Origin of the sequence: Brucella lupini, assembly GCF_002252535.1 — a bacterium.
Lineage (GTDB): Bacteria > Pseudomonadota > Alphaproteobacteria > Rhizobiales > Rhizobiaceae > Brucella > Brucella anthropi.
In genome coordinates this window covers 100,496-122,444 of the sequence record NZ_NNRN01000044.1, presented here as the reverse complement: position 1 = coordinate 122,444, position 21,949 = coordinate 100,496, and the positions used below count along the sequence as shown (strand labels likewise).

Below are 21,949 nucleotides of genomic sequence, written 5' to 3'. Positions count from 1 at the left end.
CCCCCAATTGATCTCATAATCGACCAAAGAGCTGAAGTTCACGTTAAACGTGCAAACAAAAACGGCGCCCGAAGGCGCCGTTTTCTTTATTCTGTCAACTTAAGCAGCGCTGGACTTGCCGCTCTTTTCGAAGCGCTTGCGCTCATTCGGGTCGAGGTAGAGCTTGCGAAGACGGATCGACTTCGGCGTCACTTCAACCAGCTCGTCGTCCTGAATCCACGACAGAGCGCGTTCCAGCGTCATCTTGATCGGCGGGGTGAGCTTCACGGCTTCATCCTTGCCTGCGGCGCGGATGTTGGTGAGCTTCTTGCCCTTGAGCACGTTGACTTCCAGATCGTTGTCACGGCTGTGAATGCCGATCAGCATGCCCTGATAGACCTTGACACCAGCGTCGATGATCATCGGGCCGCGATCTTCAAGGTTGAACAATGCGTAAGCAACAGCTTCACCCTGATCGTTGGAGATCAGAACGCCGTTGTTGCGGCCAGCGATTTCGCCCTTGTATGGCTGATAGTCGTGGAACAGACGGTTCATGATCGCCGTGCCGCGCGTATCGGTCAGAAGTTCCGATTGATAGCCGATCAGACCACGGGTCGGTGCGTAGAACACCATACGAACGCGGTTGCCGCCGGAAGGACGCAGCTCGACCATTTCGGCCTTGCGTTCGGACATCTTCTGCACAACCGTGCCGGAATATTCTTCATCGACGTCGATGACGACTTCTTCCACCGGCTCCAGCTTCTCGCCGTTCTCGCCGTCCTTCATGACGACGCGCGGACGCGAAACGCCAAGCTCAAAGCCCTCACGGCGCATGTTTTCGATCAGAACTGCAAGCTGCAACTCGCCACGACCGGACACGAAGAACGAATCCTTTTCGGTCGATTCCTCAATCTTCAGTGCAACGTTGCCTTCAGCTTCCTTGAGCAGACGGTCACGGATAACGCGGCTCGTCACCTTGTCGCCTTCGGTGCCCGCATAAGGGCTGTCATTGACGATGAAGGACATGGTCACGGTCGGCGGATCGATTGGCTGAGCAGCCAGCGGCTCGCTTACCGAAGGATCGCAGAAGGTATCGGCAACGGTGCCCTTGGAAAGACCGGCGATAGCGACGATGTCACCTGCATGGGCTTCGTCAATGGCCTGACGCTCGATACCGCGGAATGCAAGGATCTTCGAGATACGGCCGTTTTCGAGCAACGAACCATCCTGACCGAGAACCTTGACGGCCTGGTTCGGCTTGATCGAGCCGGAATGGATACGGCCGGTGATGATGCGGCCCAGGAACGGATCGGCTTCGAGGATCGTACCAATCATGCGGAACGGACCTTCAGCAACCTTCGGTGCCGGAACGTGCTTGAGCACGAGGTCGAACAGCGGAGCCAGACCTTCGTCCTGCGGGCCTTCCGGGTTCAGCGCCATCCAGCCGTTACGGCCTGAACCGTACAGGATCGGGAAGTCGAGCTGTTCGTCGGTCGCGTCGAGATTGGCGAAGAGGTCGAACACTTCGTTGATGACTTCTTCATGACGGCCATCCGGACGGTCGATCTTGTTGATCGCAACGATCGGACGCAGGCCGACTTTCAGCGCCTTGCCAACAACGAACTTCGTCTGTGGCATTGGACCTTCAGCAGCATCGACGAGAACGATAGCGCCGTCCACCATCGAGAGGATACGCTCAACTTCACCGCCGAAGTCGGCGTGGCCCGGCGTGTCGACGATGTTGATACGCGTGTTTTTCCAGACAACCGAAGTGGCCTTCGCGAGAATGGTGATCCCGCGTTCCTTTTCGATGTCGTTGGAATCCATCATGCGTTCTGCAACGCGCTGGTTGTCGCGGAACGAGCCGGACTGCTTCAGGAGTTCATCGACCAGAGTGGTTTTGCCATGATCGACGTGTGCGATAATAGCGATATTACGCAATTCCATATGGAGATCACTTCTATATGAGTTGGGAGCCGCGCCAACAAACCCGCGCGGAAAAACAATGCGGCGCTCTTACAGGTTTTTTTGCATTTTAGAAAGGGGCAGCGCGAAACTGCCCCCCAATTAACCCGAAAAACCCGAATTTCATTGCGTTTTTACACTGTCATTCTGACAGTTTTTTGAATTCTTTTTGGGCATGTCGCTATCGAAAAACCGGTTTCCACTTTTTTCGCGACATGCCCGAGCCTTACAAGAGCGTGCCTGACAAAATGACCAGCGCGACGCTGAAATAGATCACGAGACCGGTCACATCGACCAGTGTGGCGACGAAAGGCGCCGATGCGCTGGCCGGATCGAATCCGAGCCTTTGCAGGATGAAAGGCAGCATGGAGCCTGTCAGCGAGCCGAAAGTCACGATGCAGACCAGCGCCATACCGACGGTCGCGGCCACCAGAATCCAGTGTTCGCCATAATCGTAGATGCCAAGCGTCTGCCAGATGGCGATGCGAATGATGCCAATGACGCCGAGGAAGCTGCCAAGGGCCAAGCCCGTTGGCAATTCGCGCAGGGCGACACGCCACCAGTCCTTGAGCTTGATTTCCTGCAAGGCCAGCGCGCGGATAATCAGCGACGTCGCCTGAGAGCCGGAGTTACCGCCCGATGACATGATGAGCGGGATGAACAGCGTCAGCACGAGAGCCTTTTCAAGCTCCAGCTCGAAATGCTGCATCGCGCTCGCGGTCAGCATTTCGCCGAGGAAAAGGATACCGAGCCAGCCCGCACGCTTCTTCAGCATCTCGCCGAAGCCGATGCGCATATAGGGCTTGTCGAGCGCCTCCATACCGCCGAAACGGTAAGCGTCCTCGCTTGCCTCCTCCGTCATGGCGTCGAGTACGTCATCAACGGTCACAATGCCGATGATGTGACGGCTTTCGTCCACCACAGGTACGGCCAGAAGGTCGTGCTTGCGGAACAGGCGCGCCACTTCCTCACGACTTGCGAGAGGCGAAATGGTGATCGGCTCTTCGTCGCGGGCGATAGACAGAATCGGTTCGTCCGGCTGGCGGATGATGAGGCGGCGCAAGCTGACCACACCCAACAGAACACGGCTGGCCGGATCAACCACGTAGATTGCATAAACCGTCTCGCGCGTGCGTTCGACCTTGCGGATATATTCCAGCGTCTGGCCAACATTCCAGTTGGAAGGCACGGCGATGAATTCGATGGTCATGAGCGAGCCCGCCGTATTCGGCGGATAGCCCATCAATTTCTTCAGCGCGACCTTGGTTTCAGGCGCGAGAATGGGAAACAGGCGTGCGCGGTCGTCGTCTTCCAGTTCCTGAAAAACGTCGGTTGCACGGTCCGCCGACATACCATCGAGCAGGAGACTCGCGAGGCCGGGCGGCAGGGTAGCGATGATTTCGGTAGCACGGTGAAGTTCCGGCTGGTCGAGCAGACGGATGGCATCTTCGTGCGAAAGCTGTGCGATGACGGCGACTGCATCATCGGCATCGAGTTCGTTAACGAGTTCCACTGCGTCGCCGGTACGCATGTCCGCAATGCGGCTTGCGATGGCAGCAGCAGGGAGGTCGGCAACATTGAGTACTTCCGGGAAGAAGTTGTTGTCGGTCATGGGCTTGCCTTTCTGTCGATCCGCCGTCGAAGGCAGACCGTGCAAGCCGACCGCAAGCGATCAGATCACGAACTGCCTTGACGGCTGAAACAATCGACTGTGACTGTCGCTGGGCATAAGAGAATAAAACTCCGGTTGAAAATGCTGCCGCAGAAATTCGGCTGCGAGCGTGATTTGCGCTGGGTCGCCAATAAAGTCAAGCCCTGCGAGACGATGTCGAACGCTTTTTCCAAGCTCCTGCCTCGGCAGCGAGACGCCCGCGATGTGGAAACCGTGAAAGCGGCCTTCCAGCCCTTGCCCCTCTGCTGCTTAACTCCTAAGTCTGATCCATATCGAATTCATCTGAACCGGAGTCTCATCATGTCCGACAAGACCGCTTACAATCGCGCCCTGACTGAATGGAGCGGACCGCTGGGCCTGCCGGATTTCACCGCTTTCAAGGATGACGATTTCGCGTCTGCATTCGATGCCGCGTTGGCTGCGGACCTCGCAGAAGTGGAAGTCATCGCGAAGGCGACCGATGAAGCAACCATCGATAATACGCTGAAAGCTCTGCAACTGACCGGCAAGGCGCTCGACCGCGTTTCATCGATTTTCTGGATGCGCGCCGGTGCGCATAGCAACGACACGATCCAGGCGCTCGAACGCGAGATTGCGCCGAAAATGTCACGTCATTATTCGCGCATCATGATGGACCCGGCGCTTTTCGCCCGCATCGACGCGCTCTATGAAAATCGCGATATGCTGGACCTCGACACCGAGACCAAACGCGTTCTTGAAAAGACATGGAAAGGTTTTGTCCGCTCCGGTGCGAAGCTCGATGAGGCGGGCAAGACGGAGCTTGCAGGTATCAATGAAAAGCTTGCCGGACTTGGCGCGCGCTTTGGTCAGAATGTGCTGAAGGATGAATCAAGCTGGGCCCTGTTCATCACCGATGAAGCCGACCTCGCCGGTCTGCCGGATTTCCTGAAGAACGCCATGCAGAGTGCCGCCGCTGAACGCGGCAAACCGGATGCCTGGGCGGTTACGCTATCACGCTCGATTGTCGAGCCATTCCTTTCCTTCTCCGAAAACCGTGAACTGCGCGAACAGGCGTTCAACGCCTGGGCGAAGCGCGGCGAGAACGGTGGCGAAAGCGACAATCGTGACATCGTGCGCGAAATGGTGGAACTGCGCGAGCGCAAGGCACATCTGCTCGGTTACGCCAACTTTGCCGCCTACAAGCTCGACGACACCATGGCCAAGACTCCGAAAGCGGTTATGGACCTGCTGGAACCTGTCTGGGACAAGGCACGCGCCAAGGCCCATGAAGAAGAAGTCGAACTGGAGCGCCTGATCGCAGCCGATGGCGGCAATCACAAGGTTGCGCCATGGGATTGGCGCTTCTATGCCGAAAAGCTGCGTGCCGAACGCTTCGCCTTCGATGAGGCGGAACTGAAGCCTTATCTTCAGCTCGAAAAGATCATCGAAGCCGCTTTTGACGTGGCAGGCCGCCTGTTCGGCATCCGCTTCGAGGAAAAGAAGGGCATCGCTGCGTGGCATCCGGATGTGCGGGTGTTTCAGGTGTTCAATGCGGATGGCAGCGAACGCGGCCTTTTCCTCGGTGACTATTTCGCCCGCACCTCGAAGCGTTCGGGTGCGTGGATGAGCTCCCTGCAATCAAGCCACAAGCTCAATGGCGGACAAAAGCCAATCATCTACAACGTCATGAATTTTGCGAAGCCAAAGGCAGGTGAACCTGCCCTGCTCTCACTTGACGATGCGCGCACGCTGTTCCACGAGTTCGGCCATGCGCTGCATGGGCTTCTGTCGGATGTGACCTGGCCCGCCGTTTCCGGCACTGCCGTTTCGCGCGATTTCGTGGAACTGCCGTCGCAGCTTTACGAACACTGGTTGACCGTCCCGGCCGTTCTCGAGAAATACGCTGTGCATTATCGCACCGGCGAAGCCATGCCGAAGGCGCTCCTCGACAAGGTGCTTGCGGCCCGCACCTTCAATGCAGGCTTCAACACAGTCGAGTTCACCTCATCCGCGCTGGTGGATATGGCGTTCCATACCGGTAAGGAAAAGATCGCTGATCCGCTCGCTTTCGAGGTAAAGACGCTGGAAAAGCTTTCCATGCCGGATGCGATCATCATGCGCCATCGCACGCCGCATTTCACTCACGTCTTCTCCGGTGACGGTTATTCCGCTGGCTACTACTCCTATATGTGGTCGGAAGTGCTGGATGCGGACGCTTTCTCCGCATTCGAGGAGACCGGCGACGCCTTCAATCCTGAACTGGCGGCGAAGTTGAAGCAGCATATCTATGCCGCTGGCGGCAGCCGTGACCCGGAAGAGCTTTACAAGGCATTCCGTGGCAAGATGCCGACGCCGGACGCGATGATTGAAAAGCGCGGCTTGAACTAAAGCCAAAACAAAAGGCCGGGAAACCGGCCTTCTTTTCAACTCTTGTGGGCTAGAATATTCACGAGCCGACCGTACGGGTCACGCGTGTAGAAGCGGCGCACGCCCCATTCCTCATCCGCCGGGCCATATTCAACGGGAAATCCCAACGCGATCGCGCGCTCCAGCACCGTATCGACATCATCGACCTCGATGGAAAGATCGGGCACCGGTGTGCCCGCCCCGCCCTCACTCATGATGCTCACCTGTACCCGTGCCTGCGCATCCGTGGCATAGGTGACGATCCAGCCGAAATCCATCGCCACATCAAGGCCAAGCAAGTCGCCGTAGAAGCGCTTTGCCGCCGCAGGATCGGCGGCTGCAATATTGGCAACGATGCGGCGGACGGCCATCAGTATTCGCCGAGCTTGATGTCCGGCGTGTAATCGACGCCGTCGACTTCCTTCACCACCGGCTGGCCGCAGTGCATGACGCCGGTTGCGGCGTTGAAAGCATAGGTCGGCGAACCATGGAGCAGCCAGCCCTTGTTGAGCGCCGCCGTGACGCGATGACAGAATGCGGAATCATCTGGACCTGTAATGAAACGATATAACTTCATGCTGTTACTTCCTCTGTTATAACTTTACGCCCGTTTTAGCGAGTACACGCTCGGCCATTTCGAGATGCAGACGTTCGACCATCTGCCCGTCCAGCGAGATGACACCCTTGTCGGCATTTTCAGGCCGGGCAAAGATTTCAACGACAGCGCGGGCATGCGCAACTTCGTCCTCGGTCGGTGAGAATGCGCGGTTAGCCGCTTCAATCTGGCCGGGATGAATCAGCGTCTTGCCATCGAACCCCATGGCGGCACCTTGCGCGCATTCCGCCTCGAAACCAACGCTATCCCGAAAATCATTGTAAACACCGTCGAGAACGGTGATCCCGCCAGCGCGCGCTGCAAGAATGATCTGCATCAGCCATGGGACGAGATAGGGCCGCCCCGGTTGCGGACGCACGCCGGTTTCCCGCGCAATATCGTTCGGCCCGACGACGAAACAGGCGAGCCGCACCGCCGAACGATGTCCGAGAACCGCAATCTCGTCGGCATTGAGAATGCCACGCGCGGTTTCGATCATCGCCCAGACACCAACTGCCGGATCGGCATCCTGACGATCAAGCCGGTTGGCCGCGTCGATTATGTCTTGTGGGCGTTCGACCTTGGGCAAAAGGATTGCATCTGCACCCATTTTCGCAGCTGCCGCGACATCATCCTTGCCCCACGGCGTTTCCGCCATATTGACCCGTACAATCCGCTCGAAACCGACCTTCGGATGGCTTGCGAAATGCGCGGCCAGCGCATCGCGCGCCGCGACCTTCGCCTCCGGCGCGACGGAATCCTCCAGATCATAGATCACGCAATCCGCTGACAGGGTCAGAGACTTTTCCAGAGCGCGAGCGTTGGCGGCAGGAACGAAAAGGACAGAACGACGGGGACGAACAATAGTTTTCATACCCCGATTTGTGCACCGAACCATCCTGCAGCGCAAGCGCCGAGAGCGCGAGCAGGCAGGCCCTTGAAATCCTGTATCGACGCGCCTATTTTCCAGCCTTCGGTTGGAATGCACCTGCCGTCCGCAGCCTTTGGCCATGGTAAAGCATCCCTGTTTCACGTTTTTGTTCCGGTGACGGCAGAAACGGCAATGCGGGCACCCGTTCATGAAAACGCCGCTCACAATCAGGAGCGAAAACAATGACCACAGCTATTATCGCTGGGACCAATAACGCTGACTTCAAGCATCAGGCCCGCCGTCTGCGGCAGGCTTTGAGCGAGGAAGGCATCAACATCAGCCACGGCAAGGCACTCGACCTTGTGGCGCGCCAGTCCGGCACACGCGACTGGAATACGCTGGCCGCCAATGACAGCAAGGTGGAGACCGCACCCGTCGAGGGCGGTACCGCGCCTTACCGCGTCGGGCAGCGCATCACCGGCATGTTTCACACCACGCCGTTCGATGCCCGTATCATCGCCGTCGAGGAAACGATCAAGCCTGAACTTTGGCGCATCACGCTTCAGTTCGATCCGGCCATCGATGTGGCGGTTTCGCCGAACCTCTCAATGCGGCGCAGGCGTTATACGATCGTCGTTGGCACAGATGGCAAATCCCGCCGCCTGACCGGCAGCGAGACTGGTGGCGTCGCCCTCAATGTCTGATAATTGCGCAAACTGTATCAACGGCGCATGATCCGGAAAACTTGACGCGGTTTCCAGACAGGATTATGCGCATAACCTGACAGTCGAACTATCCGGCGCGCGGACAAGCGCGCCGGATATTTCGCGAAACGGGTCGGGAGTTGCGACCTATTGGGCAGTTTCGGCCTCAAACGTTGACTCTCGGTCAAGCTGATGTAAACCAGTTTGCAAATTGCAAATTCCCAACCGACAGGTTCAGGACATGGATAAGTTCACCAAGCTCACGGGCGTTGCCGCCCCCCTGCCGATCGTCAATATCGATACGGACATGATCATTCCGAAGGATTACCTGAAGACGATCAAGCGCACGGGTCTGAGCAAGGGTCTTTTCGCCGAAATGCGCTTCAACGAAGACGGCACGGAGAACCCGGATTTCGTTCTGAACAAGTCGGGCTATCGCAACGCACAGATTCTCGTTGCAGGCGACAATTTCGGCTGCGGCTCCTCGCGCGAACATGCGCCATGGGCCCTGCTCGATTTCGGCATCCGTTGTGTGATCTCGACCTCGTTTGCCGATATCTTCTACAATAACTGCTTCAAGAACGGCATTCTGCCGATCAAGGTCAGCCAGGAAGATCTGGACAAGCTGATGGACGACGCCTCGCGCGGCGCCAATGCGACGCTCACCGTCGATCTCGAAGCCAAGGAAATTCACGGTCCAGATGGCGGTTCGATTTCCTTTGATGTCGATGATTTCAAGCGCCACTGCCTGCTCAACGGTCTCGACGATATCGGCCTGACCATGGAAAAGGCTGGCAGCATCGACACATTCGAGGCCAAGCGCGCCGAATTGCGTCCCTGGGCATAATGTCGGTATGCACTATATATACTCGGCCAGAATGCTCGGTCGCAGGTTTGGTGGCCTGCACAAGTGAATAGGACACGATTGGCTGGAATGGCCCGAGAAGATCAAAGCGGTGACTGGGCGGGACGTCTCTCGCCCTCGCTGGACGAAATCGAATCCATCGCGATTGAAGCTCTTGCGCATCTGCCGCAGGAGTTTCGTGCGTTGTGCGGCGACATCATTATTCAGATCGCCGATTTCCCTGACGATCAGATCATCGAGGATATGGGGCTGGAAACGCCTTTTGATCTGCTCGGCCTTTTCGAAGGTCGTGGCATCGGTGAACGTTTCAGCCTGCAGACCGGCGAAGGCCCCAACCGCATCACGCTCTACCGCCGTGCGATCCTTGACTATTGGTCCGAACATGAAGAAACGCTGGGCGATATCATCACCCATGTTCTGATCCACGAGATCGGCCATCATTTTGGCTTGTCCGATGACGATATGGAAAATATCGAGGCGCAGGCAGAGTAAAGCCGCACAGCCGAGATGGCTGTCTGAATTTGTCGTTTTCGACGAAACCATCGGCAGTTCTGGCAGTTCTTCCTCGGATTCTGGCACAATCGCATACAGATATTGCATGGAGAGAATGCTATGGATTCTCTTGATGCAACTAATGGTCTGATTCCGACATTTGCATCCTTGGGATATGAGCGCCGAGCAAATGTCGAAATCAAAAAGACCACTAGTAACCTTATGAATCTAGTGGATTTTTCGAGTTTGATTTTTGAAACGAGATCTATATCGGACGGGTATCAAACGTCAAATTCAATCCACTAGAGTAGCGATATGAGCATTTCCCCCGCCATCTACCAGCTCCTCCTCGTATATGTGACTTACATCATTGCAGCTGGCAGCCCTGGTCCGAGTACGATGCGGATCATGGGCGTAGCCATGGACCAGGGCCGCAAATCAGGGCTTGTCTTTGCTGCCGGTGTCGTTACAGGCTCCATTTTTTGGGGCGTGATGGCTGCGACTGGCGTCTCGGCCATCCTCACACGATTTGCCGAAGCTCTGTTCATCCTGAAAATCTTCGGCGGACTTTATCTGCTTTATCTTGCCTTCAAGGCCGGACGCGCGGCCATGACATCAGACAAAGCATTGGCTATGCGAGCTTCCAGCAGCAAAGCAATTCTGTCCCATGGCGAGCTTTATCGCCGTGGACTTCTGATGCATCTGTCAAACCCGAAGTCCATCCTGTCCTGGATCGCATTGGTTACGCTGGGACTCGGCACCAACTCTTCATGGCCACATCTGGCGGCGTTTCTGGGTGGCTGCATCGTGCTCAGCATCACCATTTTCTGCGGCTATGCCATCATATTTTCCACTATGCCAATGGTGCGCCTCTATCGTCGTGCGCGTCGCTGGATCGAAGGCGTCCTCGCGGCTGTCTTTGGCCTTGCCGGTATCCGCCTGCTTCTGTCGCGCTAACCTGATTGAGAAAGAGCACCATGAAACTCTTCAAAGGTCTTTCAGCCTTTCCGCTGACACCAAACGACACCGATGGCAAACTCATTGAGGATACGCTCTGCGTTTTTCTTGAGCGCATTCACGAGGCGGGAGCGGATTCTATCGGTCTTCTGGGAAGTACTGGCGGCTATGCCTTTCTCACGCGGGAACAGCGGTTGCATACGATCAATACCGCCGTCAGATTTATCGGCGGCAGAACACCGATCATCGTCGGCGTCGGCGCGTTGCGGACGGATGATGCGCAGGCGCTGGCCCGGGACGCAGCAGATGCCGGTGCAGACGGGCTGTTGCTGGCGCCTGTTTCCTATACGCCGCTGACGCAAGACGAGGTTTTCCAGCACTTCAAGACCGTTGCCGAGACGACCGATCTTCCCCTTTGCATCTACAATAATCCCGGCACGACAAAGTTCATCTTCAACGACGAACTGATTGCACGGCTTGCCAGTGTGAAGAATATCAGCGCGATCAAAATGCCTCTGCCCGCAAATGGCGATTACGAAGGCGCAATGTCAAAGCTGCGTGCCGAAACTCCGCCAAGCTTCGCGATCGGCTATAGCGGCGACTGGGGGGCTGCGGATGCACTGCTGGCTGGTGCCGATGCCTGGTACAGCGTGGTTGCAGGACTTCTTCCCGACCCCGCTCTGGCGTTGACGCGCGCTGCGCAAAGCGGAAACAATACTGAGGCAGAACGCATAAATGCAGCTTTCACACCGCTTTGGGACCTGTTCAAAACCCACAGCAGTTTCCGCGTCATGTATGTCATTGCCGACCTTCTCGGTCTCGCGAAAATCGAGCCACCACGTCCGATCCTGCCGTTGGGAACCGAAGCATACGGGCAGGTTGAGGCTGCACTTGAGCACCTGAGGGAAATAGAGAACTGACTTAAAGCGCCGCATCCTCACTCAAGAATTTGATCGCCATAAGCGCGGCACAACGACTGAGCAAGATGTCTCGTTCGACTGTAAGGTCCGCAGCAAAACGATCAGCAAGTCGATGATACGAGGCGTCTATAGTCGGATTTATAAGGTAGCGCTCCTCCATTTGCTCGCAAGTGGAGCGAAGCTCACGAATATCAGGCATTATAGTCATCGTATGGCTTCCTACTAAAATTCGGAAGATATCATAAAACAAAGGCGCCCTCATCGGGCGCCTTTTGCATTTCTTTGTTAAGCGACGCTCAGACGAACATCGATATTGCCGCGTGTCGCATGCGAGTACGGGCAGACAATATGCGCAGCCTGAACCAGTTCTTCGGCCTTCGCCTTGTCCACGCCCGGAAGTGCCACTTGCAGCGCCACATCAAGCCCGAAGCCAGTGCCATCGTCACGCGGACCGATGCCAACCGTCGCAGTCACGGTGCTATCTGCCGAAATGGCAACTTTCTCCTTGGCAGCAACGAATTTCAACGCGCCCAGGAAGCAGGCCGCATAGCCAGAAGCGAAAAGCTGCTCAGGATTGGTGCCTTCGCCGCCCGAACCGCCGAGTTCCTTCGGCGTATCGAGAACGACACTGAGCCGTCCGTCGGCAGTCTTGGCGCTGCCGGTGCGGCCGCCGGTTGCTGTGGATTGGGTTGTGTACAGAATTGGCATTTGGGCTTCTCCTTTGGTTTGTCTCCGCAGCCAAACTTGCAGATAGTTAAATTGTGCACAATCTAATTTTGCAAAACTTAACTTCACAATTATGTGATGCGCAATCCAATTGCGCATGATGTATGTATTTGCCAAGGAGTTATCACGATGAAGCGCGACGATCAGGATTCCAATCTCGGTCTTTCCAACATGGTCTGCTTTGCGATCTACTCGACCGCGAATGCGCTGACGCGCGCCTACCAGCCAATTCTGAGCAAGCTTGATCTGACCTATCCGCAGTTTCTGGTGATGATAGTGCTCTGGGAACAAGACGACCGGACGGTCTCGGAGATCGGCGCAAAGCTCAATCTGGATTCTGGAACCCTGACCCCGCTGCTGAAACGTCTTGAAGCCGCCGGACGCATTACGCGGCGACGCGACCCGCAGGACGAGCGACAGGTCCGCATCACATTGACTGAAGAAGGACAGGCACTGCGCAGGGAAGCCGAGAGCATTCCTGAACAGGTGTTCTGCGCGCTTGGTCAACCCATCGATGAGTTGCAGGATTTGCGCACAAGGTTGCTCGATATACGCGGCAATCTCGCGGAGAGCATTTCCCGCTAACAAAAAAGCGCCGGGTGACCGGCGCTTTTTAATATCAGTACTGAGTACAGTAGATCAGGCAGCAAGCGCCTTTGGCTTGATAAGGCCGCGCGCGACCAGCAATTCAGCGATCTGGATCGTGTTGAGAGCAGCGCCCTTGCGCAGATTGTCGGAAACAACCCACAGAGCCAGACCGTTCTCGACGGTGATGTCTTCACGGATACGGCTGATATAAGTCGCATCTTCGCCAGCGGATTCGTAAGGCGTGATGTAGCCACCGTTCTCATGCTTGTCGACAACCTGGCAGCCTGGAGCTTCACGCAGAATCTCGCGTGCTTCTTCCGGCGTGATCGGGTTTTCGAACTCGATATTGACCGCTTCGGAGTGACCGATGAAGACCGGAACGCGAACGGCCGTCGCCGTCAGCTTGATCTTCGGATCGAGCATCTTCTTGGTTTCGGCCACCATCTTCCATTCTTCCTTGGTGTAGCCGTCTTCCATGAAGACATCGATATGCGGGATCACGTTGAACGCGATGCGCTTGGTGAACTTCTTCGCAGAGACAGGGTCGGCGACGAAAACAGCGCGCGACTGTTCGAACAGCTCATCCATACCTTCCTTGCCTGCACCCGAAACCGACTGATAGGTCGAGACGACGACGCGCTTGATCTTGGCAACATCGTGCAAAGGCTTCAGAGCCACGACGAGCTGAGCCGTCGAGCAGTTCGGATTGGCAATGATGTTCTTCTTGCGGAAGCCTTCGACTGCATCCGGGTTCACTTCCGGCACGATCAGCGGCACTTCCGAGTCATAACGCCAGGCCGAGGAATTATCGATTACGACGCAGCCCTGCTTGCCGATCTTCGGCGACCATTCCTTGGAAATCTCGCCGCCAGCAGACATCAGGCAGATGTCCGTATCGGAGAAATCATACGTGTCGAGCGCCTTGACCTTCAGCGTCCGGTCGCCATAGGACACTTCCGTGCCCTGGCTGCGGCGCGATGCAAGCGCTACAACTTCGTCAGCCGGAAAGCCGCGCTCTTCGAGGATATTGAGCATTTCGCGCCCGACATTTCCGGTGGCGCCGACAACTGCAACCTTGAAACCCATTTTTCGTCTCCTGTCCCTCTCCGCTTCCAGATTCGGAACCCCGCAGGCCACGCGGGACTTCCGCCCCCGGGCCAGACCCGGGGAGAGGGCGAGCAGGCCAAGGGAATCAGACCGTTTTCGTGGTCGTTTTAGTAATGGCCGTGAGTGTTTTGGAAATCGAAGGCATGCGCGCTGCCCCGGCAAAAATGCCGGCAGTTCCAAGCGAAACTGACGCTACGTTGACGCGATCCACGCGGGTTCTCCTTCGTTCGCCACTGCTTTTACGCGGTTTATAGATGGAGTCAATTCTCTACCTCTTCAAGAAGCGCATTTTTTAAGGCTCTCGCTCTCTACGACAGTATTTCAAGCTGACAATTCTGTCTCATACTAAAGACTACTGCACGAATCCCCTTTTTCGGTTCATCATGCAAGTGTGAGGAGAGTGCCCGGACAGTTGAGAGGAACTGTTCCCGGCGCATCAGGCGAACTTCATTTACCCGGTGAAGAAGGATCGTCTTACATTTGCCCGTCAGGGGCTCTGTTTGGGAGGACAGATTAATGGCAGTCTCGTCAAGTGCCGACGTCGGCACGCAGAAAATGACGAGCGAAGAACGCAAGGTGATCTTTGCGTCGTCGCTTGGTACCGTCTTCGAATGGTACGACTTCTATCTTTACGGAACACTCGCAGCCTTCATCGGCGCGGCCTTCTTCAATGAATACCCGGAAGCAACCCGAAACATCTTCGTCCTGCTTGCTTTCGCGGCAGGCTTCCTCGTCCGTCCGTTCGGCGCTCTCGTCTTCGGACGCATCGGCGATCTCGTCGGTCGTAAATACACATTCCTTGTCACCATCGTGATCATGGGCGCGTCCACGTTCCTCGTGGGTATCTTGCCCGGCTCGGCCACGCTCGGCATTTTCGCACCGATCATCCTGATCGCCCTGCGCATGCTGCAGGGTCTCGCACTCGGTGGTGAATATGGCGGCGCTGCAACCTATGTTGCGGAACATGCTCCGAACAACCGTCGCGGCTTCTTCACGTCATGGATCCAGACCACGGCGACACTCGGCCTGTTCCTGTCGCTGCTGGTCATCCTCGGCATTCAGGCCGTGATGAGCAAGGAAGCATTCGCGGCCTGGGGCTGGCGTATTCCATTCCTCGTCTCCATCGTCCTGCTCGGCATTTCCGTCTGGATCCGCATGCAGATGAGCGAGTCGCCCGCATTCAAGCGCATGAAGGAGGAAGGCAAGACCTCCAAGGCTCCGCTTTCCGAAGCATTCGGTCAGTGGAAGAACGCGAAGATCGCACTCATCGCCCTCTTCGGCCTTACCGCCGGTCAGGCCGTGGTGTGGTATTGCGGTCAGTTCTATGCGCTGTTCTTCCTCCAGAACGTTCTGAAGGTCGAAAACCAGTCGGCAAACATCATGGTTGCTATCGCGCTCCTGATCGGCACCGGCGGCTTCGTCTTCTTCGGCTGGCTGTCGGACAAGATCGGTCGCAAGCCGATCATCATGGCAGGCCTTCTGCTCGCTGCCCTGACCTACTTCCCGTTGTTCAAAGCACTAACCGGTGCTGCGAATCCGGCTCTGGCTCAGGCTGAACAGACCATCAAGGCAACTGTTACTGCAGCGCCTGGCGATTGTAACTTCCAGTTCAACGCCACTGGCACGTCGAAGTTCACCACGTCTTGCGATGTGGCGACGAGCTTCCTCGCCAAGAGTTCGGTGCCTTATGAAATCGTCCAGACGGCAGCAGCTGGCACCCCTGCAACCGTTACGATCGGTGACAGCACGATCACGTCCTACGACGCTGTTCAGGCTGGAGCAGATGCTGCAGCCAAGCAGTCGGCACTGTCTCACGACGTGAACCTCGCCCTGCAGAAAGCCGGCTTCCCGCTCGTTCGCGATGCTGCGAAAGTGCCGGACAGCAAGCTTGATGCATTCGTCGCCGCCAATCCGGAACTTCAGCTGAATGCCGAAGCAATCCGTGGTGGAGACAAGGCCATGGTTCCGGCTGCCGATCTGGTAAAGCAGAAGCTTCTGACCCAGACCGAAGCTGACGGCCTTGGCGTCAGCACCGATCAGGCCGTCTACACCATCCCGAATGCCGGCGCATTCAAGATGGTTGCCGACCCTGCACAGGTGAACTGGTTCCTGACAATCGCCATCCTGACTATCCTCGTCATCTATGTGACGATGGTGTACGGCCCGATTGCCGCGATCCTTGTCGAGATGTTCCCGACCCGCATTCGCTATACCGGCATGTCGCTGCCATATCACATCGGCAATGGCTGGTTCGGCGGTCTGCTTCCGGCTGGCGTGTTCGCACTGAGCGCTGCCAAGGGGGACATCTATTACGGCCTCTGGTACCCGATCATCATCGCTTCTATCACCTTCGTGATCGGCATGATCTTCGTCAAGGAAACCAAGGGCGTCGACCTGCATAAGCTCGACTAATCATCGCAGCTGCACAAAGCAAAACGCCGCCCATCGGGCGGCGTTTTCATGTTTCTCCGAGTTTCATCGGCGATACTGCGCTTCAATCTCGATCAGCTTCTGCTTGCGCCACAGACCGCCGCCATAGCCGGTCAGTGACCCGTCCGCGCCGATCACACGATGGCATGGAATGATGATGGCAATCTGGTTCGCCCCATTGGCCCGGGCGACCGCACGCACGGCAAGCGGCTTTTCCATGGCCTGCGCCAGTTCACTGTAACTGCGCGTTTCCCCTGCCCCGATGTTCTGAAGTGCGCGCCAGACACCTTGCGTGAATGCGCTGCCATGCAGCACCAGCGGTAAATCGAACCTCGGAGAATTGCCGTCAAAGAAGGCATTCAACTGCTGCTCGACGTGATCATGCGTATCGAAACGACCGATCCCCAGATCACCGCGACAGGTAGCATAAAGCTTCTTCAGTTCCGCAGATAGCGCCTTGCGATCAGCGAATTCGAGAAGATGCAGGCTTCGTGCATCGCAGATCGCAATCATCGTGCCAAGTGGCGTCTTGATCCAGTCGGCGCGCAACAAGCCATCACCCCGCAATTTGCCGGGTGGAAGCCCCAGAATACGTGCAAAGGCACTACGAAAAGCTTCGGGAGATTCAAAACCCGCATCAATCTGGGCATCAATCACGCGCCCACCATCGGCAAGCGCCTGAAACCCATGTCGCAGGCGTTCCTGCCGCGCCATTTCCAGAAATGTCATTCCGAAATGACGGCGGAAACTGCGACGGACGGTCGAGACATCAAGCCCCATCCGGGCAACATCCTCTTCGCTCCAGCGTCGTTCCGGATCGGCCTCAAGCGCGTCGAGAAGCTTCTTGACGGAAGGCTCCGCCTCCGCAGCGGGCTGTAGCGGATGGCATCTTTTGCAAGGCCGGAAACCGTCGGCCATGCATTCGGCAACCGATGCGAAGAAGCGGCAGTTTTCCTGTTTCGGTTTCCGCGCCGGACACGTCAGGCGGCAGAAAATTCCGGTTGAGACAACACCGACATAGGCCCTGCCCTCATAAGCGGCATCGCGGGCGACAAGTGCATCGTAGAGTTTGTTTTGATCTGGGAGCGTGAACAACATGCCGCTATTCTTATGCAGCACAGCATGAATTTACAGCCTCAAATCGGGCACTTATTCAAAAAAGAAAAGCCCGCCATGCGAAGTGCATGGCGGGCTTTCAGCAAGCGGTCTTGTCACGCTTATTGAGCGGAAAGCTTCGAAAACTTGTCGAGGATGGCATCGCCCATTTCGACGGTGCCAATCTTGGTCTTGCCTTCCGACCAGATGTCGGCAGTGCGCAGACCATCATCCAGAACCTGTGCGATTGCCGCTTCCAGGCGATCCGCTTCTTCAACGAGGTTGAACGAATAACGCAGGCACATGGCAAGCGAAGCAATCATTGCAATCGGATTGGCAACGCCCTTGCCAGCGATGTCCGGCGCGGAACCGTGTACCGGCTCATAAAGCGCCTTGCGCTTGCCGGTTTTGGAATCGACCGCACCGAGCGAAGCCGACGGCAGCATTCCGAGCGAACCGGTCAGCATTGCAGCAACGTCAGACAGCATGTCGCCGAAAAGATTGTCTGTCACAATAACGTCAAACTGCTTCGGCCAACGCACAAGCTGCATGCCGCCAGCGTCAGCCAGCATATGCTCCAGTTCAACGTCGGCGTGCTTGTCCTTGTGACGCGCGGTAACAACCTGATTCCACAGGACGCCCGACTTCATCACATTGCGCTTTTCCATCGACGTAACCTTGTTGCGGCGCGTGCGCGCCAGCTCGAAGGCGACATCGGCGATGCGCTCAATTTCGTAGGTGTCATAGACCTGCGTATCGATACCGCGCTTCTGGCCATTGCCGAGGTCGATGATTTCCTTCGGTTCACCGAAGTAAACGCCGCCGGTCAGCTCACGCAGGATAAGGATGTCGAGACCCTCGATCATTTCCGGCTTCAGCGACGAAGAATGAGCCAGCGCCGGGTAGCAGATGGCCGGACGCAGATTTGCATAAAGCTGCATGTCCTTGCGCAGACGCAGAAGACCGGCTTCCGGGCGGACTTCATAAGGTACGCTATCCCACTTCGGACCGCCGACAGCGCCGAACAGCGTGGCATCTGCAGCCAGCGCCTTCTCCATATCCGCATCCGAAATCGCCTGACCGTGCGCGTCGTAAGCGCAGCCGCCAACCAGACCTTCTTCAGTTTCAAAGCCGAGATTGAGGCCCGAGTTGAGGAAAGCGATGATCTTGCGGACTTCCGCCATCGCCTCTGGGCCGATGCCGTCGCCGGGCAGGAGAAGGAGTTTTCTGGATGCCATAATGCCAAGCCTCTGTTTTGTTTCGCATATTCTGGAGAATGGGGACCCGTTTCGCCGAGAATATTGCGTTCAAATTCACGACAGTAACGAATGGCATGACGCCGTCCGAAACCATCTTTATCTAGTTCCGCGAGGGTTATAGAGCCCTGTTGTCCGACAAGCAATAATGCGCATGGCTGAAACTTATGAAAAAGATAGAGGCTTATGCAGAAATTATATAACAGCCGATAAAGCAGACACAGTTCGACGTTTCAGAGTTCCCGCAATCTGCAAATCGGCCTGCGGTCACTCCGTCAAACTGCGCGCTTCGGATGGCAGCATGATCGGGATTCCGCCCCGGACCGGATAGGCAAGCTTTGCCTTGTGCGAGATCAACTCGCCATGTTCCGCATCATACTCCAACGGCCCTTTGGTAAGCGGGCATACGAGAAGTTCCAGCAGACGTACGTCGATATTGCCGGTTTGCGTCTTGTCGTCCATTGTCTTATTCCCGAAGTTTATTGCAGCCGCGATCCGAAATCGTCGTCCTTTACTCTGGCCAATACCATTTCGGTAATGGCAATCAAAGTTGCTGCACGCGTCTTCAAATCGGGCGCTTCCAGAAGGGCCTGTTTTTCTGCAGGGCCAAAAGGCGACATGATGGAGAGCGCATTGACGAGGGTTTCATTGTTTGCTCGTGCAATACTGTCCCAGTCGGCTTCCAGATTGTGCGCTTCAAGATAATCGCGGAAAGCACCCAGCAAAGCATCCCGGTCGATTTCCGACGAATCCCGCGCCTCCTCCAGATCGGCCAGAAACGGCATGATCCGGCATTGCCGGTAAGGCTGACGGCAATGCATTTCTTCACGCACGCGAAATCGGCAGATACCCTGCAGGGTAATCAGCAGGCGACCGTCGCCCGTTTCGGCAAAGGTCGTGATACGGCCAAGACAGCCGACCTTACTCAATTGCGGACGGAGGCTTTCATCAAGCTCATCGATCATTTCGTCATCGTCGCCATCGATTTTCGGCTGGATCATGCCGATGATGCGCTTGCCCGCCAGGGCATTTTCGATCATCGCCAGATAGCGCGGTTCGAAAATATTGAGCGGAAGCTGGCCACCGGGCAGAAGCAGCGCCCCTTTCAACGGGAAAACCGGCACGGTCTCGGGTATATCGGCGCCCGTTCTGTAACGGGCATTGCCCACCTGCATTACAACCTCCTCAAAAGCATATCGCTTTTTATCGTACTCTTACGACACGCTTTAAGCTTTTGTTTTCATGCATGTCTTTACCCCAAAACCGGTTCCCGCTTTTGGGAGACATGCATTAGGGCTCACGAAACATGCGCCCTAATAGTTGGAATCCGCATGGCGCACAAAACACAATTTGCCCGCCATGCTCCCGACCGCTCGCGATCAGGAGAACAGAAGCGACGACAGCTTGCGCCGCGCGCCGAGCGTCGCCGGATCGGCATTGCCCCATGCCTCGAAAAACTGGAGCAGCTGCTTGCGTGCGCCGTCTTCATTCCATTCGCGGTCGGACTTCATGATGAAAAGCAGCTCATTGGCCGCATCTTCACGCCGCCCCTGTGCATTACGCACCTGCGCAAGATCAAACCGGGCCTGATAATCCTTCGGATCAGCCTGAATTCGCTTCTCAAGCGCAATCGGATCACCGATGAGCTTGACCTGATCAGCCAGCGCAAGGCGCGCTTCCAGCGCTCGAACGGCAGGCGCATTCTGTTTGTCATCCGGAAGCTGGGCCAGAATTTCCCGCGCCTTTTCCGCATCGCCGGATTCCAGAAGGCAGGTCGCAAGACCGACAATCGCATCGACATTATCTGGAACGGCATGAAGGATGGACGAGAAAATCTCCGACGCCTGAACGAAATCACCGGCTTCGATCAGCTCATTCGCGGCCGTGATGGCTTCGGCAAGCGCCGCTTCCGCGTCGCTCGGCCCACCGATTTTGGCGATGAATTCCTTCACCTTCGATTCAGGGACGGCCCCCATGAAACCATCGACCGGCTGGCCATTGACGAAAGCAATGACCGCCGGAATGGACTGAATACCAAGCTGACCGGCAATGGCCGGATGATCGTCGATATTCATCTTGACCAGTTTGACGGCACCACCAGCGTCCCGCACGGCCTTTTCAATGATCGGTGTCAGCTGCTTGCAAGGTCCGCACCATGGCGCCCAGAAATCCACCAGCACGGGCTGATTGCGGGATTCGGTAATTACATCCGCCTGGAAACCTGCCGTCGTCGTGTCCTTGACGAGATCAGTTCCTCCGGCAGCGGCTGGTGCCGAACCGAAAGAAACATTTGCCGTCATCTGGCCACCTGCACCGGCATAAGGATTGTTCTGGCTGGTCATAAGAAATTCCTTCGTATTTTCCGACCGATGCGACGGTCCGCATACAAGCCGGTGTCGTTCTTTCAGTTCGTATCTTCAAAAGCCAATTTCAAGACGGTCGATTCAGCAAGTTGCGCTGTAACTTAGCGCTCCCGCCTCTCACTTCAATTGCCAATTGCCGTGTGCAAGAAAGCCGCCCGTTTTGAAAATCAGTTTATACCGAAGTGTCCGCTTTCGCACCTTCGGAAACGGCGAGAATGCGCGGTTCATGTCCGGTGGAAGTGAGGAAAGCGACGAGGTCTTCGCGCTTGATGGAAGTCGTGGCTTCGTTGGTCAGCGGATGGCCGTTGATGACGTCATATTTCATCAGATCGGCATCAAGAATGACCTGCACATTATGTGCTGTATCGTTGACCGCGCCAAACACCGTAACTGCACCCGGAATCACACCCAGGTGTTCCAGCAGCTTTTCCGGCTTGCCGAACGAAACGCGGCTTGCCGCACCAATCAGCTGATGGATCGACTTCAGATCGACCACCGCGTCCTCCTCGACTGTCACGAGAAAGAAATTGTCTTTCTTGTCCTTCAGGAAGAGATTTTTCGTATGGCCGCCCGGGATTTCACCACGCAGGCTTTGGGAATCCGCGACCGTGAACAAGGGAGGATGTTCGACAGTTTTCACTTCGATACCGAGTTTCTGAAGATAATCGTGAAGTTCACTCGGCGACAAAGGCATGATTCCACCCCATTCTGTTCGGCATTGAATATGTTGAGCATGTCATCACGCTCCTCACGCTTCGACGACTTGCAACAGCGCTTATAGACCATGGATAGAGGCTTAGAAACCATGCAAAGCAAATTGGATTGTTCGCACAAAACGCACCAGCCTCGCTCACGCCTCTGACAGCCGCTTCCATTATCCGTGGAGGCTCATTTTTCTTGCTTTGACGAGAAAACGCAGCAGAGAACACGACACGCATTCTGGAAAGCATAATATTTACAGATACTTATCAATTAACCGGCAGCTAATTTTGTTGAA

21 protein-coding genes are annotated in these 21,949 nt (G+C 56.2%); 8 read left to right on the top strand and 13 right to left on the bottom strand.

Annotated elements, in window-relative coordinates:
- Positions 1–99: 99 nt before the first annotated feature.
- On the bottom strand, positions 100–1,926 hold the full coding sequence (gene typA, locus CES86_RS10520; RefSeq protein ID WP_010658502.1) for a translational GTPase TypA: 1,827 nt from the start codon (positions 1,924–1,926) through the stop codon (positions 100–102).
- A gap of 244 nt (positions 1,927–2,170) precedes the next feature.
- Positions 2,171–3,556: a magnesium transporter gene (gene mgtE, locus CES86_RS10515; protein ID WP_010658501.1), complete on the bottom strand. Its 1,386-nt coding sequence runs from the start codon at positions 3,554–3,556 to the stop codon at positions 2,171–2,173.
- Positions 3,557–3,916: 360 nt separating this feature from the next.
- Here mgtE and CES86_RS10505 point away from each other — a divergent pair, with 360 nt between their 5' ends.
- Positions 3,917–5,965, top strand: coding sequence for a M3 family metallopeptidase (locus tag CES86_RS10505; RefSeq protein ID WP_029927802.1), 2,049 nt, complete (start codon positions 3,917–3,919; stop codon positions 5,963–5,965).
- Between the two features lie 35 nt (positions 5,966–6,000).
- Here the strand turns inward: CES86_RS10505 and CES86_RS10500 are convergent, their stop codons facing one another.
- The 3 genes from CES86_RS10500 to CES86_RS10490 are packed head-to-tail and all read right to left on the bottom strand — an operon-like array spanning position 6,001 to position 7,452.
- Entirely contained in the window at positions 6,001–6,354 is a 354-nt protein-coding gene (locus tag CES86_RS10500) for a VOC family protein (protein WP_010658499.1), read from the bottom strand.
- A complete protein-coding gene (locus tag CES86_RS10495; protein ID WP_010658498.1) occupies positions 6,354–6,560 on the bottom strand; it encodes a DUF1737 domain-containing protein in 207 nt (68 codons plus the stop codon). Before CES86_RS10495 ends, CES86_RS10500 begins: the two co-directional genes overlap by 1 nt.
- Positions 6,561–6,576: 16 nt before the next feature.
- On the bottom strand, positions 6,577–7,452 hold the full coding sequence (locus tag CES86_RS10490) for an HpcH/HpaI aldolase/citrate lyase family protein (RefSeq protein WP_029927804.1): 876 nt from the start codon (positions 7,450–7,452) through the stop codon (positions 6,577–6,579).
- A gap of 239 nt (positions 7,453–7,691) precedes the next feature.
- Between CES86_RS10490 and CES86_RS10485 the strand changes: the two genes are divergently transcribed.
- From CES86_RS10485 to CES86_RS10465, 5 genes are all read left to right on the top strand, one after another.
- Positions 7,692–8,153 carry a glyoxalase superfamily protein gene (locus CES86_RS10485; protein WP_029927807.1) on the top strand — a complete coding sequence of 154 codons (462 nt, stop codon included), beginning with the start codon at positions 7,692–7,694 and terminating at the stop codon, positions 8,151–8,153.
- A 241-nt stretch (positions 8,154–8,394) separates the two neighbouring features.
- A complete protein-coding gene (leuD, locus tag CES86_RS10480) occupies positions 8,395–9,000 on the top strand; it encodes a 3-isopropylmalate dehydratase small subunit (RefSeq protein WP_029927809.1) in 606 nt (201 codons plus the stop codon).
- A gap of 87 nt (positions 9,001–9,087) precedes the next feature.
- A complete protein-coding gene (locus CES86_RS10475) occupies positions 9,088–9,510 on the top strand; it encodes a metallopeptidase family protein (RefSeq protein ID WP_012092734.1) in 423 nt (140 codons plus the stop codon).
- A gap of 315 nt (positions 9,511–9,825) precedes the next feature.
- Positions 9,826–10,467 carry a LysE family translocator gene (locus CES86_RS10470; protein ID WP_029927815.1) on the top strand — a complete coding sequence of 214 codons (642 nt, stop codon included), beginning with the start codon at positions 9,826–9,828 and terminating at the stop codon, positions 10,465–10,467.
- A gap of 20 nt (positions 10,468–10,487) precedes the next feature.
- Positions 10,488–11,387 carry a dihydrodipicolinate synthase family protein gene (locus tag CES86_RS10465; protein ID WP_029927817.1) on the top strand — a complete coding sequence of 300 codons (900 nt, stop codon included), beginning with the start codon at positions 10,488–10,490 and terminating at the stop codon, positions 11,385–11,387.
- 285 nt (positions 11,388–11,672) lie between these two features.
- Here CES86_RS10465 and CES86_RS10455 read toward each other — a convergent pair whose 3' ends face one another.
- On the bottom strand, positions 11,673–12,095 hold the full coding sequence (locus CES86_RS10455; protein ID WP_029927819.1) for an organic hydroperoxide resistance protein: 423 nt from the start codon (positions 12,093–12,095) through the stop codon (positions 11,673–11,675).
- A gap of 147 nt (positions 12,096–12,242) precedes the next feature.
- Here CES86_RS10455 and CES86_RS10450 point away from each other — a divergent pair, with 147 nt between their 5' ends.
- On the top strand, positions 12,243–12,698 hold the full coding sequence (locus CES86_RS10450) for a MarR family winged helix-turn-helix transcriptional regulator (RefSeq protein WP_010658489.1): 456 nt from the start codon (positions 12,243–12,245) through the stop codon (positions 12,696–12,698).
- A gap of 54 nt (positions 12,699–12,752) precedes the next feature.
- Here CES86_RS10450 and CES86_RS10445 read toward each other — a convergent pair whose 3' ends face one another.
- The gene (locus CES86_RS10445) at positions 12,753–13,787 is read right to left on the bottom strand and encodes an aspartate-semialdehyde dehydrogenase (protein WP_010658488.1); all 1,035 of its coding nucleotides are present in this window, start codon (positions 13,785–13,787) and stop codon (positions 12,753–12,755) included.
- 537 nt (positions 13,788–14,324) lie between these two features.
- Here CES86_RS10445 and CES86_RS10440 point away from each other — a divergent pair.
- Positions 14,325–16,220 carry an MFS transporter gene (locus tag CES86_RS10440; protein WP_010658486.1) on the top strand — a complete coding sequence of 632 codons (1,896 nt, stop codon included), beginning with the start codon at positions 14,325–14,327 and terminating at the stop codon, positions 16,218–16,220.
- Between the two features lie 63 nt (positions 16,221–16,283).
- Here the strand turns inward: CES86_RS10440 and CES86_RS10435 are convergent, their stop codons facing one another.
- From CES86_RS10435 to CES86_RS10405, 6 genes are all read right to left on the bottom strand, one after another.
- On the bottom strand, positions 16,284–17,336 hold the full coding sequence (locus CES86_RS10435) for a bifunctional transcriptional activator/DNA repair enzyme AdaA (protein WP_010658485.1): 1,053 nt from the start codon (positions 17,334–17,336) through the stop codon (positions 16,284–16,286).
- Between the two features lie 119 nt (positions 17,337–17,455).
- Positions 17,456–18,571, bottom strand: coding sequence for a 3-isopropylmalate dehydrogenase (gene leuB, locus CES86_RS10430; RefSeq protein WP_094514376.1), 1,116 nt, complete (start codon positions 18,569–18,571; stop codon positions 17,456–17,458).
- 285 nt (positions 18,572–18,856) lie between these two features.
- Complete coding sequence (locus tag CES86_RS10420; RefSeq protein ID WP_029927821.1) at positions 18,857–19,051, bottom strand: Trm112 family protein; 195 nt, start codon at positions 19,049–19,051, stop codon at positions 18,857–18,859.
- Positions 19,052–19,068: 17 nt separating this feature from the next.
- Positions 19,069–19,764 (bottom strand): LON peptidase substrate-binding domain-containing protein, encoded by a 696-nt coding sequence (locus tag CES86_RS10415; RefSeq protein ID WP_029927823.1) that lies wholly within the window; start codon positions 19,762–19,764, stop codon positions 19,069–19,071.
- A 204-nt stretch (positions 19,765–19,968) separates the two neighbouring features.
- Positions 19,969–20,931: a thioredoxin gene (gene trxA, locus CES86_RS10410; protein WP_029927826.1), complete on the bottom strand. Its 963-nt coding sequence runs from the start codon at positions 20,929–20,931 to the stop codon at positions 19,969–19,971.
- A 193-nt stretch (positions 20,932–21,124) separates the two neighbouring features.
- Positions 21,125–21,646 carry a prolyl-tRNA synthetase associated domain-containing protein gene (locus CES86_RS10405; protein WP_029927828.1) on the bottom strand — a complete coding sequence of 174 codons (522 nt, stop codon included), beginning with the start codon at positions 21,644–21,646 and terminating at the stop codon, positions 21,125–21,127.
- Positions 21,647–21,949: the final 303 nt, after the last annotated feature.